Annotated in this window: 7 protein-coding genes; 2 read left to right on the forward strand and 5 right to left on the reverse strand. The window is 62.5% G+C overall.

Annotated features, from left to right (window positions below; all coding sequences use genetic code 11):
- Window positions 1-187: 187 nt before the first annotated feature.
- Window positions 188-2,557, reverse strand: a complete 2,370-nt coding sequence (pbpC, locus tag AO065_RS19915) for a peptidoglycan glycosyltransferase PbpC (RefSeq protein ID WP_235811632.1) — start codon at window positions 2,555-2,557, stop codon at window positions 188-190.
- Between the two features lie 122 nt (window positions 2,558-2,679).
- Here pbpC and AO065_RS19920 point away from each other — a divergent pair, with 122 nt between their 5' ends.
- Entirely contained in the window at window positions 2,680-2,973 is a 294-nt protein-coding gene (locus AO065_RS19920; protein WP_004888398.1) for a hypothetical protein, read from the forward strand.
- A 53-nt stretch (window positions 2,974-3,026) separates the two neighbouring features.
- Here the strand turns inward: AO065_RS19920 and AO065_RS19925 are convergent, their stop codons facing one another.
- Window positions 3,027-7,976 (reverse strand): alpha-2-macroglobulin family protein, encoded by a 4,950-nt coding sequence (locus AO065_RS19925; protein ID WP_004888400.1) that lies wholly within the window; start codon window positions 7,974-7,976, stop codon window positions 3,027-3,029.
- Between the two features lie 438 nt (window positions 7,977-8,414).
- Between AO065_RS19925 and AO065_RS19930 the strand changes: the two genes are divergently transcribed.
- Entirely contained in the window at window positions 8,415-9,755 is a 1,341-nt protein-coding gene (locus tag AO065_RS19930) for an MATE family efflux transporter (protein ID WP_004882929.1), read from the forward strand.
- Here AO065_RS19930 and AO065_RS19935 read toward each other — a convergent pair.
- The 3 genes from AO065_RS19935 to speA all read right to left on the reverse strand — a co-directional run bounded on the left by AO065_RS19935 (window position 9,752) and on the right by speA (window position 14,238).
- The gene (locus tag AO065_RS19935; protein WP_004882930.1) at window positions 9,752-10,648 is read right to left on the reverse strand and encodes an alpha/beta hydrolase; all 897 of its coding nucleotides are present in this window, start codon (window positions 10,646-10,648) and stop codon (window positions 9,752-9,754) included. The genes AO065_RS19930 and AO065_RS19935 overlap by 4 nt on opposite strands.
- 89 nt (window positions 10,649-10,737) lie before the next feature.
- Window positions 10,738-12,156, reverse strand: a complete 1,419-nt coding sequence (locus tag AO065_RS19940; RefSeq protein ID WP_004882931.1) for a type VI secretion system Vgr family protein — start codon at window positions 12,154-12,156, stop codon at window positions 10,738-10,740.
- Window positions 12,157-12,324: 168 nt separating this feature from the next.
- Window positions 12,325-14,238: an arginine decarboxylase gene (speA, locus tag AO065_RS19945; RefSeq protein WP_004882932.1), complete on the reverse strand. Its 1,914-nt coding sequence runs from the start codon at window positions 14,236-14,238 to the stop codon at window positions 12,325-12,327.
- Between the last annotated feature and the right edge of the window lie 100 nt (window positions 14,239-14,338).

A 14,338-nucleotide genomic window follows, 5' to 3' on the forward strand; every position in this document is an offset into this window, starting at 1 on the left:
GCACGGCAGTGCCGCTNNNCGCCAGATGACTTGTGTATAACGATGAGCGCTCCGCGTGGGCATGCATCCCGGGACGCTCCGCGTCCCAATTGGACCTGAGTACGCACGCCTGATAGGTGCATGAACCGGAACGCGGAGCGTCCTGGGCGGCGTTACCATGCTTGAGCGTGGGAACGATCACAGGCCCTCAATCCACCACGCTGAATTCCACCCGGGCCGTCTGGCCGCTTTCGTCGAGCACGCTCAGTTGATAGCGCCCCAGTCTGTTCAGGGTCGGCGTGAAGTCCTGCTGATTTTCGGTGTCCGCCACTTGTGCGCCGTCGATGAACCACCAGCGGCGACCGCTGCCGCCGAGCGCCGAGAGCTTGAGGCGCAAGGCCTGACGGCTGGCGGCGGGCAGGCGCAGGTTGTCGCCTTCGCGCACGCCGACGATGCTCAGTGGCGGCGCCAGATTGAGGTTTTGTGGCGGGCAGTCCGGGTCGGCAGCAGGCAGGCGTGCTTCACGGCGTTCGGCTCGGGGCAGCCAGGGTTCAAGCGGTGCGGGCCACAGCGCGATGTCCTGTGGCTGAGCTTCCGGGCAACTGGCGGCGACGCGCAGTCCCTTGGCGTTGATCCAGATTCTTTCCTGTAACCCCAGCCCGAGCGGCTGGTCGGCCGCTTGCAGCGTGGGCGGCGTGGTGCCGTCCAGGGTCCAGGCAAAACGCTGGCGGCGACAGTTCGGGTCGCTCTTGCTCATCGGCTGACCCAGTGGCCAGCAGATCGCAGCCACGCCAACGTTCATCGGCACAGGCTGAACAGGCGCAGCGATGCCGCGCTGACTGTCGCGATTGACCAGCACATCGTGTACTTGCAGCATCAGGGGCGCAGCCGAGGCCAGCCCGAACTGTCCCGGCACGGGTGTACCGTCCGGCCTGCCGATCCACACACCGACCAGAAAGCGCGGCCCCACGCCAATGGCCCAGGCGTCGCGGAAGCCATAGCTGGTGCCGGTCTTCCAGGCCAGTTGCGGGCGCTGCACCAGTTCGGCGCGAGGGTCGATGTCCGGGCGCGACTGGCCGCTGAGAATTCGCCGAATGATCCATGCCGCGCCGGGCGACATCATGCGTCGCTCACGCAATCGGTCCTGCGGCTGCAAGCGCACGTCTGCACTGCGTCCGCCGCGAGCGAAAGCGCTGTAACCGGTCACCAGATCCTCGAGCCGACTGCCCGCGCCCCCCAGAATCAGCGCCAGATTAGGCTCCGCCAGCGGCGGCAGGGTCAGCGGCACTCCGCCGTTGCGCAGTTCGGCGGCAAAGCGCTTCGGCCCGTAGACTTCCAGCAACTGCACCGCAGGCAGATTGAGCGACATCGACAGCGCGGAACTGGCCGCGACCGGGCCGCCAAATCCGGTCGAAAAATTGCCTGGCCGGTAATCGCCATACCGGCGCGGCACGTCCTGCATCAGCGATTCGGAGTGGATCAGCCCGGCATCCATCGCCATGCCATAGAGGAACGGTTTGAGCGTCGACCCCGGAGAGCGCAGCGCGGTGACCATGTCCACATGGCCAAAACGTTTGGCGTCATTGATATCCACCGAACCGACGTAGGCGCGTACCGCCATGGTTTCGGCCTCGACCACCAGAATGGCCGCCGACGTGCGCTCCGGCAGACGCGCCCGCCAGCCCAGCAGCAGGTCTTCCATGCGTCGTTGCAGGCTGGCGTCCAACGTGGTGCGAATCAGCGGCGGGCTGTTCGGGCGGTTCAGGCGTCGGGCCAAAAGCGGAGCAAGGCTCGGTTCCTGACGCGGCGCCAGCCACAACGGTTCCTCCAGCGCTTCGTTCACACTGCCCTGTGGCCACACCTGAAATTCGGCCAGGCGCCGGAGCACCTTGTCCCGTGCGACCTGAGCCCGTTGCGGATGGCGATCCGGACGCAGGCGGCTGGGTGCCTGCGGCAGTACCGCCAGCAACGCCGCTTCGGCACGGGTCAGGTTATGCGGAGACTTGCCCAGATACGCCCAGCTTGCAGCCGCCACGCCTTGCAGCGTGCCGCCAAACGGCGCGCGGTTGAGATAGATGCCGAGGATCTGGTCCTTGGACAGGTGCCATTCCAGCTGTGCCGTGCGCCACAACTGGCGCAGCTTGCCGAACAGCGTACGTGAATGCGGGTCGAGCAGGCGTGCGACCTGCATCGACAGCGTGCTGCCGCCCGACACCACGCGCGCACCGCTGATGTTCTGCCAGGTAGCACGCACCAGCGCCAGCGGGTTCACGCCGGGATGGCTGTAGAACCAGCGATCCTCGTAGGTCAGCAGCGCTTCAAGGTAATACGGCGACACCTGATCGTTGCTGATCGGGTAGCGCCACACGCCGTTGGCATCGGCAAAGCGCCACAAGGGCGTGCCGTCTTCGGCCAGCACCACGCGGGCCAGATCATCCTTGGGCAGCGGCAGGGGCCAGATGCGGTCCGCCAGCCAGAGCAGGGCGACCAACAGCAGCAAGATACAGACCGTCCAGCGCACACATTTGTAGAGGCGCGACGTGCGCAGCGAGCCCGGTGCAGGCTGGAGAACTGTCATGAGACGCACAAGAAATTCAGGTTTCAACGCAAAGAGCCTTTATGATCCACGGAACCTGACACGCCTGGCGACAGCCAAAGCGCACAGATCATTTTATTCATGGCCCCAATCAGGATGGACATATGCAGGTAGAAGGCTTTTTTGAGTGGCTCGGGCAGGCGATCGGCGCGGTCATCCGCTTCTTCGTCGACGGTCTGGCGTGGCTGTTCAACGGTTTCACCCACGCGGGCGGCAACTTTGTCGACGGATTGTCCCGCACATTGGGCATGGACACCTCGCTGATCAGCATCGTGGCCCTGGTCATCGGGCTGATGCTGCTGTACTCCGCCGTCCGTGCCTTCATGCGTGCGTCGATCATCCTCGGGATCATCTGGCTGGCACTGGGCCTTTGGCTGCTGAGCTGGATCATTCACTGATTCGGCCCTTCACCCTGCGACGTGCCCCTGTGCAAGCGGGCACGTAAGGCAGATCACTTACCCTTCACAACCATCTGCGCAGGCGCATCACCCAGGGCCTGCCAGTTCGGCCGATACATCGACTCCACTTGCGGCGGCGGCACACGATAGGTGCCCGGTGTCACAGCGCGGGCCAGATACAGCAGGTGCACGCTGGTGCCGCCGTTGATATCCAGCGCGGCCACATAGCGGTCACCGCGGTATTCCTGATGCTTGATCCCGGCGTTCTCCATCGACTCGCGCAGGGTTCTCACCTCTTCGCTGGCGTCTGCCAGACTGGCCGAACTTTGCGCCAGGTTCTGGTTTTCCAACTCGAGACCGGCTGGCAGCAAGTCCACGACCAGCGCGTCCGGCACGCGCTGACGGGCACCGATTTCCAGATGCACCAGCACCAATTGCCCGGTTTTCAGCGCGCCGACGTTCAGCGGCGCACCGCTCAGGCTCAGGTATTCACGACGAATCGTAAGGTTTTCGCCACCTGCAACCGGTGCCTGAGTCGGGTAGCCCGACACAGTCAGTTGCTGATAAAGCGGGTCGCTGCCTTCGTTGTGGACCGACAGTGGCGACGCCAGCAGCGGGCCGTCGAGCTTCAGGGCTGGCTGCTTGTTGCTCAGGTCACGCAGTTCAGTGCCGCTGGTGAGTTTTGCCGCCCAGTCCTTGTCCGGCTTGTTCAGCAGGTTGCGACCGGCCAGGAACAGCGAATTGCTTTCCTGTGTGGACAGGTAGCGATTGGCGGCGACCTCATCGGCCAGGGTAAACAAGCGTTCATCGCGCTTGTCCTTGGCCATGTCGTTTTCTTCCAGCAGCGCCAGAATCAGCGCCTGATCACGCAACGAACTGCCGTAGTCGCCCAGCCATTCGTTCTTGCGACTGATCGCCAGACCTGCCGTCAGTGCCAGATCGGCACGCGGCTTGTCGCCCATTTTCTCCAGCGCGACCGCCAGCTGCACCAGCGGCAGACCGGAGCGTGCATCGCTGCGGCGATCAAACAGACTGCGCAGGGCCGCCAGTGGCGCCTGCTGACTGCGCGACAGCACCAGACCGGCGTAGGCCTGAACCGCAAAGCGGGTGTGCTCGGCGTTCTGGCTGTAGTTGACCTGGATCTGACCGGCGTCCTGCAAGTAGCGCAGCAGACGCTCGTTGGCTTTCTTCAGCGAGTCCGGCGGCACGGCAAAGCCTTGATCACGGGCACGCAGGAGGAAGTCGGTGACGTAAGCGGTCAGCCAGTATTCCTCTTCGCTGTCCGAGCCCCACAGGCCGAAACTGCCGTTGTAACGCTGCATGCCCAGCAGGCGCTCGATACCGATTTCGACCTTGCGCTTGCGCTCGGCATCCGGTTCGCCGGTCAGGCCCAGACGCTTGAGCGTGGCGGCATCGGCGTACAACGACGGATACAGGCCGCTCGCGGTCTGCTCCAGACAGCCATAAGGGTAGGCTTTCAATGCCCGAATCTGCTCACCCAGGTTCAGCGGCGGACGACTCGACAGCGACAGCATGGCTTCGCGGCCTGCAGGTTCAAAGGCTTCCAGCGCGCCTTCCGGCAGGGTCCAGGGCTGATCGTTCAGCGTTGCCCGGTAATGCCTGAGCAGCGCCGGGTAGGCCGGACGCACGCCGACGGTCCATTCCCGCGTGAACGCAGGCAGGTTTTCGCCCGGCAGGTTCAGGCCTTCCACCAACACCTTGATTTTGCCCTGACCCAGACCGCCTTGCGCCAGCACCGGTATTTTCAGGGTGACGCGCTGGCCTTGCTTGAGTTGCAGCGGTTTCAACTGGTCGCCGCCGGGGATGCTCAACTGGCCTTCGGCGCTAATCTTCACGTCCAGCTTTTGAGCGGCGCCCGACAGGTTGGAGACGTCCAGCGCCACCGTAGTCTGGTCGCCACCCGCCAGGAAGCGCGGTGTCGACAGCTCGGCAATGATCGGCGCGGCGACCACGGTCTTCGCTTCGGCCATGCCATAGCGGTCCTCGGTCCAGGCTTGCGCCATGATGCGCAACTCGCCATTGAAGTCCGGAATGTCCACGCTGACTTCGCCTTCTCCGGCGTCGTTCAGGGTCACTGGCGCGCTTTGCAGGGCCACGATGGTGACGCTGGTGTCAGGACGTTTGCCGCCCTTGGTCAGGGCGTCACCACCAAAGGCAAGGCTGGCCAGACGACCCTGACCGGCTTCGATCAACTGGCCGTAGATGTCCAGTTGGTCGGCACCGTATTCCTTGCGCCCGAACAGGCTGGCGAACGGATCCGGTGTGGCATAGCTCGTGATGTTGAGGATGCCGACGTCCACGGCCGAGACCAGCACGCGAACCTGTTTCGGCACGCTGCCATCGGCGTTTTTCGCGGCGACCTTGAGTTTGAGCGGCTGTTTGGGACGCATTTTCTCGGGAGCGGTGACGTGCAGCGCCAGCTTGCGTTGCGAACGGTCCAGCGGCAGGTGCAGAACGCCGACGGCGCGCTTGGGCGTGACATTGGCCTTGCGCTCGCCGGGACGTACCACCAGTGCCGTGACGTACAGGTCGTGGCGTGCCCACTTCTTGTCCAGCGGGATATCGAACGACTTGCCTTCGACCGGCACGTCGATTTCCTTCCACCACAACGGCCCTTCACTGGACTCGACCAGCAGATAACCCTTGCCTGCGGCAGGCGGCGTGACTGTGATTTTGGCGGTGTCGCCGTCGTTGTAAGCAGGCTTGTCCAGCGCGAGCTTGACCTGATCCGGCCTCACCGCGCCGCCGTCGGTGTTGTCCTGCCAGCGGTAACCGGCCCAGAAACGCATGCTGCTGACCATGCCGGTGGACGGGTCTTCCACTTCGACGCGGTACGGGCCCCACTCGACCGGGAAGCTGATTTTGGCCGTGGAGTCCTTCTTGAGGCTGACGGTTTCTTCGTTCAGGTTGAGGAATTTCTCGTTGAAGTGATAGCTCCAGCCATCATCGGCCGAGTAGTTCCAGTAGTAATCGCGGCGCTCACGAATCAGGCGCACCTTGACGTTGTCTGCTGCCAGCTTGTTGCCCGCAGCGTCTGCCATGACAATTTCGAATTCGGCCGGGCCGTCGCCATCGGTCTGGGCTTCGCCCTTGCTGGCGTCCTCGTCGTATTCATCGTCGCCGGTGCTCTTGCCGAACAGCGCGCGCACGCCGGGCAACTGCTCGGCAGGCCAGATCGGCTGGACCAGACGACGGGTGATCGGGCGGCCGCCGGACTCCTGCAGGCTGGCCTGCAGAATCAGTTGCAATGGAGATTTGGCTTCAGACCATTTGGTTTCAACAGCCAGTGTCGTATGGCCGTTGGGGTCGAGGGTGACCGGTTCCAGATCGACGTCGTGCTTGAGGTCTTCCTCGGTGATCGAACCGAACTGGTAACCCGGCAGTTTGGGCACGGCTTCGCGCAACGGACGCACGTACACCTGACCGGTCAGGGTGTTGCCCGAGGCTGGGGCGCCATACAGGTAGCGGCCAGTGACGTCGAACTCGGGATTGTCAGCGGGCGCGACCGGTACATCGCTGCCTTTGAGTTCCAGTGCCAGACGCTCCGGCAGGAAATCTTCAACCTTGAACTCATAGAGCTGCGGCTTGCCGTCGCCCAGGTCGAACACCAGTTGCCAGCGCCCGGTCGGGGCTTCGTCGGCGAGCTGTAATTGATACTGATAGAAGCCGTCCTTGTCGGCCTCCCAGACGAACTTGCGGCTGACCTGATCGTCAGGGCGGCGTACTTCCACGGTGATCGGCTGCGGCTTGACGTTCTTGCCATCGTTGTCGCGCAGCAGGCCATTGAGCAATACGGTTTCGCCGGGGCGATACAGATCACGCGGGCCGAAGATGAAGAACTGCAGCGGATGCGCCTGCGGGCCGGAGATATCGAACTCCGCCAGGTCCAGCGCCGAGCTGTTCAGGCGCAGCATGCTGGTCTGTTCATCCTTGTGCGCCAGCACCACTGCAGCCTTGGCGGGCAAGGGCAGTTGCGTATGGCCGTCGCCTTCGGTCTTGCCCTGGGCGACCACCTTGCCATTGTCATCGTAGACTTCGACGTTGACGTCACTGATGGCCTTGCCGCCTTCCAGTGCCTGAGTGAACACATCCAGACGATTGCTGTAACGGTGCACCGACAGGCCGATGTCGCTGAGGGTGAACAGGGTCGCAGGCTGCGAATAACTGTAAGTGCCCGAAGCACGCATCACTGCCAGATAAACGCCCGGCTGTTGCAGGGCCTTGATCCCGGCGATCGGCAGTAGCAGGGTTTCGCGGGTGTTGCGGGCGGGCTTGAGGTCGAAGCGGCCGCCGTACACCAGATCAGCCATCGGCAGCAGCTCTTCGGAGCTGTAGCTGGACAGGCTGGATGCGCCATCCCACTGCGCGAGGAAGTTGGGCATCGAGTCGGCTTTGACGCGGAAGAATTCGACATCCACCTTGTCGACGTTCAGCGCGATTACCGGAAGGCCTTCTGCAAGGCGGGTCGGCAACAGGCTGCCACGGCTGGCAAAGCCCACGCTGGGTTGCAGGTCGCGAGTTTCAAGACGGCTGATGAATTCGGCCGCCAGCTTGGCCTTGTTGACGGCCAGCAGCCCGGCATCGACGGTCAGGACCAGTTTGCGTTGCGGTTCCAGATGGCGCAGACGCAGCTCCATCAGGTTGTCGGACAGTTCCCACGCGCCATCGACCTTGCCATTCTTGCTGTCCACCAGATGCAGCTTTTCGCCGAACTTCTGTTCCGGGTCCAGCGGTACGGAAAAACTCACCGACAGCGTGCTGGCGCCGTCGACCTGGATTTCCGACACATCGATGACCGTCAGTTCGCGGCCCGCGTAGCGCTTGCTCAGCGCGGCCAGATCCACCGCCGGCTTGGGCTTGGCCTCGGTTGCCGCCGCTTGGGTGGTGGGCGCTGCTGCGGGCGCAGGCTTTTCCGAGGTTGAAGAATCACAGGCGCTCAGCAGCGCAAGCGCGCAAGCCAAAAACAGTCCTTTGTTGAACATTTGGGCACTCATCGACGGCAATTGAGAGGGGGGAGCTGTAACGGGTGAGACTATATATCAGCCAAGGTTACAAGTATTACAAAGCGCGCGAATAGACCTTCGTATTGAGACGTTGTTCGCAGGTGGCGCAACCGGACGCGGAGCGTCCTGAGCGGCATTCCCACGCGGAGCGTAGGAACGATCAGCGTGATCTCAAGCACGCCNGCTGAAGCGACCTCTCAGTGACTGAACTGACGCCATCGCCGGCAAGCCGCCTCCCACAGGGTATGCATTCAGTCAGATACTTTCGTTTTGGCTCCGTTTTGCGCGTCTTCCAGACTTGTGTATAACGCCGAGCGCGGAGCGTGCCGAACGATCAGTGTTATGGCTGGCGCAAAAATCTTCAGTCGGCAAACCCGCGCAGCGCTGGCTACAATGCCCGCCTTGCCGGGAGTCCTCATGTCCAGTTTGTTCCACGATTGGCGTCATCGCCCCACCCACGGTCGTGTCTGGGCGCTGGCCGCGCCGATGATTCTGTCGAACATTTCCGTGCCACTGGTGGCGCTGGTCGACAGCGCGGTGATCGGCCATTTGCCGCATGCGCATCAGTTGGGCGCTGTGGCGGTGGGGGCGACGCTGTATACCTTTCTGGCCTGGGCCATGGGCTTTCTGCGCATGGGCACCACTGGCTTTGCGGCACAGGCGGCGGGGCGCTCGGATGGTGCCGCGCTGCGCCAGATTCTGTTGCAGGGCCTGCTTCTGGCGGTCGGCCTGGCGCTGCTGCTGGGTGTGGTCGCCGTGCCCTTCAGCCAGCTGGCGCTGGCCATGATGCAACCGTCAGCCGATTTACAGCAGATGACACTGGATTTCTTTCACACCCGACTGTTCGGTCTGCCCGCCGCGCTGGCCAGCTATGCGCTGGTCGGCTGGTTTCTGGGCACTCAGAACGCACGAGCGCCCTTGGCGATTCTGTTGACCACCAATCTGGTCAACATCGCGCTCAATCTCTGGTTCGTGATCGGTCTTGACTGGGGCGTGGTCGGCTCGGCGCGGGCCTCGGTGCTGGCCGAGTGGACCGGGGTCGTGCTCGGCCTGATCCTGGCCAACAAGGTGCTGCGCGCCTGGCCCGGTCAGATCGTCTGGGCGGCGCTGAAGCTGTGGAGCAACTGGCGACCGCTGCTGGCGGTCAATCGCGATATCTTTCTGCGCACGCTGGCACTGCAATCGGTGATGTTTCTGATCACCGTACAGGGCGCACGGCTGGGCGATGCGACGGTCGCTGCCAACGCGCTGCTGCTCAACGGCCTGTTGCTGACTTCCCACGCGCTGGACGGACTGGCCCATGCGGTGGAAGCCCTGTGCGGCCACGCCATCGGTGCGCGTGATCGAGTCACCCTGCGTCGCTCGCTGGTAGTGGCCGGAGGCTGGTCGTTGATTGCCAGTGTCGGGTTTGCCGTGCTGTTTCTGGCGGGCGGTCAGTGGTTCATTCGCTTGCAGACCGACATTCCAGACGTGCGCGAAACCGCCATGGTTTACCTGCCGTATCTGGCACTGATGCCGTTGCTGGCCGTCTGGAGCTATTTGCTCGACGGGTTGTTCATCGGTGCCACCCGTGCCGGTGAGATGCGCAATGCAATGCTGATCAGCGCAGCCGCCATCGCGCCCGTCGCGTATCTGGCGGCCAGCCACGGCAATCATGCGCTATGGCTGACCTTTCTGGCGTTCACCCTGTTGCGCGGCATCAGCCTGGGCAGCATTGCCCTGCGTCTGACGCGCAATGACGGCTGGTTCGTCCGTTAAGGCGCTGTCACCGGGCTGGCTGCAACTGCAGTCGGGTGCGGGCCGTTCACGAACATGACCACCTCGTCGATCACCGGGGCCAGACTGCGCAAGGGTTTGGCGAATGCGCCGACCAGCGAGCCGTGAGTGGTGCGCGAGAAATACAACTCGCGGACCGGCAAACCGGCTTCACGCAGCTTCATGGCAAGACCGCCCGTGTTGCGCTTCGGGTCGACCTCTTTGTCCTTGCTGGATGCCAGCAGCAAGGCCGCTGGCGAGCCTGCATTTATGTGGTTGATGGGCTGCGAGTCGCGTGGTGTGTTCGGGAACAGAAACGCACGCTGGATCTCGGGATCCTTGATGGGCAGGAAGTCATAAGGCCCGGCCAGGCCGATCCAGCCACTGATGATGTGGTTGGAGACGCCTTCCCTGGCCAGCCAGCGCGGATCGAGTGCCAGCATTGCGGCGTTGTAGGCACCCGCGCTGTGCCCCATTACAAATAACCGGTCAGGATCGCCGCCATAGGTCTTGATGTGCTTGCGGGTCCAGGCCACCGCTTTTGCCGAGTCTTCGACGAAGTCCGGGTAGCTGACCTCAGGGTACAGTCGGTAATCGGCAACGACGGCCACGATGCCACGCTCAGCCAGTGCTCTGCCGACGAAGGCGTAGTTGGCTCGTTCTCCATGGGTCCAACTGCCGCCGTAGAAAAACACCACCACCGGTGCCTGTTCAACGTTCGCCTTCGGGGTATAGATGTCCAGCCGGTTACGCACTTCCGGGCCGTACGCCACATCGGGCACCTCGTGAACGCCGTTGGCCGGGGTCAGGGTATTGAGCACCTTGAACACAGAACAACCCGACAATATCGTCAGCAGGGCACCGGTCATCAGCGTACGGAAAATCGCTCGGGGCATGGTGGAGTCTCGATAAGGGGGGAGCGGCCGGATCAGGCAATGCAGTCTCGGACTGTGGCAAGGCCCTATAGTTACACCACCTTGGTACGTTAGTAAGTGAACTCTGGTTCATCCCGGTCATCAGGTTCCCATGCAGGTCGTTCGCTATCGAGCACGATACGCGGGCTGATGAGTGTCATCCCGTCCGAGTCGAACCTGACCTGACTGGCGCCCACCTGCAGCAGCAAATCGCCGTCACGCTCCAGGTGAATCTTGGATCCGTCGCTCAGCTTCAGTCTCTGGCTGTCACCGGGGACGCTGTGCCAGTCGAGCAGCAGCCTTACGCATGGCGCGTCCTGTACGTCTTCTGCGCCCAACAGCACGAGAGGTTGCGTGGAGCCGGAATGCAGCGTCGCGACGATGACCGGGTTGTCGGGATCGTTCACCCTGAAATCCACCACTACTTGCATGCCGCCCTGGCACAAGAGTCGCAACGCCGGATCGACAGGCAGCCAGCACGTGGTGTGGCGCGCATCGGGGCCTTGTCTGGCCCATTCGAATTGCACCTGAACCCGTCCGTCCGGATCGCGCTCCTGCAGTTCGCCCGCAGTGCCCGTGAGCCAGGCGCGCTGCATCCGGGCGAAGACGGACCACGGCCAGGGTTCATCCGAGACGAAGCCGTCTTGCCAGGGCGCGGCCTGGAAACGGTTCGAATAGGGCTGTCTGGTCGCGCCATCCTTTGCTGGCTGATCGTCGAAGCGGTGCTCGACCCCGGTGATCAGCCACATGTGATTCCAGTCGCGCTCGGGAAGCCCGGCCAGCGGCAGCAGCAATCCGCTGGTGACGAAGGGCAGGGTGCTTTCGCCTTGCGCACGCTGCGGTCCCCGGTTGTCCGTCCCTGTCCGGGTCACGGCAAACTGCGTAACGCCCGGCTGATGCTGAAACTGGCTCAAGGCTGCGATGGGGGCGCGCCGAAACCCTCGCAGTCCTTCGCTGAATATCAGTTCATGGCGACGTCGGTAGTGCTGGAAGTGGTAGTAAATGTTCTCTTCGGCACACAGCCGCTGTATGAACATCAGGTCGGACTCGTTGTGCTGAAAACAGGTTTTGCGCGTTTGGCATTCTTTCTTCAGGTCGAACCGGTAACTGTCTTTCAGCCCATGCTCCTTGAGCACCTGAGCGATGATCTGGTTAGCGCTCATCTGCTCGAAGACCCGATGATTGTGGCGTTGACCAAGACACGTCAGCCTCGGGCCGACGGTCAATCGGTAGCACGCGGGTCCCGGTCGATAATGCACGCGGGTGGCGCCCTGGATCTGGCCATGAAACCCTTGCGGGCTACCGTTGAAGCTCAGAAAGGCGGAGGTATACATCAGGCTCGCCAGATCGACCTCATCGCCGCTGACCTGCAACTGGAAGACGTACGGCTGGCTGATTGCCTCGGTGGCGCTGAAGGACAACACGCTGAAATGGCGACGCAGGCTTGCAATCTCCAGGCGAAAGAAGGGTGCGCTGGCTGAGTCGGGCATGAAGTGTTCTCTACCGAAAATGCGGTCAGCGATTCTGGCGGAGAAGACCGTGCGGTAAAGAGGTGGCACACAGAAAAGGAAGTTGCCTACACGGCACGCAGGAAGGAACTTACGCGGGGAACTGTGACGGATGATCGCTCCCGCGTGGGAACGATCATCCGTTCAGGTTCAGGACGACAGGTAGGAAGAGCGTGTCAGTCCCAGACGCAGGGCGTCGAGGAAGTAGGTGCGTTCACGCGGGGTGATCTTGGCGCTGGCGACCTTGTCCCGGTAATGGGTCATCAGTTCTTCCGGCGACAAGTGCACGTAGCGCAGCATGTCCTCGATGGTGTCGTGGGTTTCGATGCCCGCGTGGTAAACACTGCCATCCGGGTTCTGATAGATGTTCACCGAATCGGTGTCACCGAACAGGTTGTGCATGTCGCCGAGAATTTCCTGATACGCGCCCACCAGAAAGATACCCAGCAGGTAGTCTTCGCCTTCGTTCAGCGGGTGGACCGGCATGCTCGTCTCGATGCTCTGCTCGTCGACGTATTGCTTGATCTTGCCGTCGGAGTCGCAGGTCAGGTCCTGCAGCACGGCGCGGCGCACCGGCTCTTCGCCCAGGCGATGCAGCGGCAGGATCGGCAACACCTGACCAATGGCCCAGGTGTCCGGCAGGCTCTGGAATACCGAGAAGTTGCAGATGTACTTGTCGGCCAGCTTGTCGTTGAGTTCGTCCAGCACCTGGCGGTGCGAACGCTGACGCGCTTTCAACGAGTTGTGCAGGCGGCGGCAGACCGCGAAGTAGCACTGCTCGCCCAGCGCTTTCTGCGCCAGCGTGATCTTGCCGTCGGCGTACTGGGTCGCGATGTCGCTCATGTAGTGCGTTGCACGCCAGTAGGTCTCGGTGACCATCTCGATGTCGGTCGGACCCAGCAGGTCCACCAGCCATTGCACGGTTTCCGGCAGGCTTTCCTTGTCGGCGATTTCAGGCACTTCGTCGTTGTGCTTCTCGACGTCGGTGACCTGCACCACGAGCATGGCGTGGTGAGCGGTCAGCGAGCGGCCGCTTTCCGAGAAAATGTGTGGATGCGGCAGGCCCTGCGCATCGCAGAACTCCTTGAGCATGCCGACCACGACACCGGCGTAGTCGTCCATGTCGTAGTTGATGGAGCTGGCGTTACGCGAGTGAGTACCGTCGTAATCCACGCCCAGACCGCCGCCCACATCAATGTGGTCCACCGGCAGGCCGAGGTTGCGTAGTTCGCCGTAATAACGGATCGCTTCCTTGAAACCGTGCTGATAGTCGGCCAGGTTGGCGATCTGCGAGCCCATGTGGAAGTGCAGCAGGCGGATGCCCTGATCCAGACCGGCCTTGCGGAAGCGCTCGACCACCGACAGCAACTGCGCGGCGGACAGACCGAACTTGGATTTCTCGCCACCGGTGTCAGCCCACTTGCTCGACGCCAGGGAAGACAGGCGCACGCGCAGACCGACCTGAGGCGCAACCTTGAGCTCGGCGGCTTCCTCGATGACCAGTTCGACTTCGGATTCTTTCTCGATGACGATGAAGACGTTGTGGCCCAACTTCTGGCCCATCAGTGCCAAGCGGATGAATTCTCGGTCCTTGTAACCGTTGCAGACGATGGTGCCGCCTTTCGGGGCCAGGGCCAGCACGGCCATCAGCTCGGGCTTGGAGCCCGCTTCCAGACCAATGGACACGTTCTGGGTGGCGATGATGTTCTCGACCACCGCTTCCTGCTGGTTGACCTTGATCGGGTAGAGCGCGGTGTACTGGCTCTGATATTCCAGGCGCGCGATGTTGCTGTCGAACGCACCGGTCAACTGCCGGACACGGTCCTGCAGAATGTCGGGGAAACGGACCAGCAGTGGCAGAGACAGACCGCTCTTGCGCAAGTCTTCGACCTGCTCGTAAAGATCGATAGGCGAGCTGCCAGCCCCATTGGGACGAACTTCAACGCGACCGGCTTCATTGATCGCAAAATAACCGGCGCCCCAATGGCGAATGCCATAAACGCTGCGGCTGTCCGCAACGGTCCATTGGCTGCCATCGTCTTTGCGTGTACGTCGTACGGACATCGAAGTCCCCTATAAAGAAGTCGTAGCGCCAGCTCATAGCCGGCTGGGCGCAGTGTAAAGAGTGGAAATGACGGTATTTGTTCCGGTCAGCCGTTCGCAG

This window comes from Pseudomonas viridiflava, assembly GCF_001642795.1.
GTDB lineage: Bacteria > Pseudomonadota > Gammaproteobacteria > Pseudomonadales > Pseudomonadaceae > Aquipseudomonas > Aquipseudomonas viridiflava.

What these genes read in the sequence shown, in the direction of transcription:
- AO065_RS19925 (WP_004888400.1), bottom strand. Translation starts at nt 7,976, where the DNA reads ATGTTCAACAAAGGACTGTTTTTGGCTTGCGCGCTTGCGCTGCTGAGC.
- AO065_RS19935 (WP_004882930.1), bottom strand. Translation starts at nt 10,648, where the DNA reads ATGCCCCGAGCGATTTTCCGTACGCTGATGACCGGTGCCCTGCTGACG.
- speA (WP_004882932.1), bottom strand. Translation starts at nt 14,238, where the DNA reads ATGTCCGTACGACGTACACGCAAAGACGATGGCAGCCAATGGACCGTT.
- AO065_RS19940 (WP_004882931.1), bottom strand. Translation starts at nt 12,156, where the DNA reads ATGCCCGACTCAGCCAGCGCACCCTTCTTTCGCCTGGAGATTGCAAGC.
- AO065_RS19930 (WP_004882929.1), top strand. Translation starts at nt 8,415, where the DNA reads ATGTCCAGTTTGTTCCACGATTGGCGTCATCGCCCCACCCACGGTCGT.
- AO065_RS19920 (WP_004888398.1), top strand. Translation starts at nt 2,680, where the DNA reads ATGCAGGTAGAAGGCTTTTTTGAGTGGCTCGGGCAGGCGATCGGCGCG.
- pbpC (WP_235811632.1), bottom strand. Translation starts at nt 2,557, where the DNA reads ATGACAGTTCTCCAGCCTGCACCGGGCTCGCTGCGCACGTCGCGCCTC.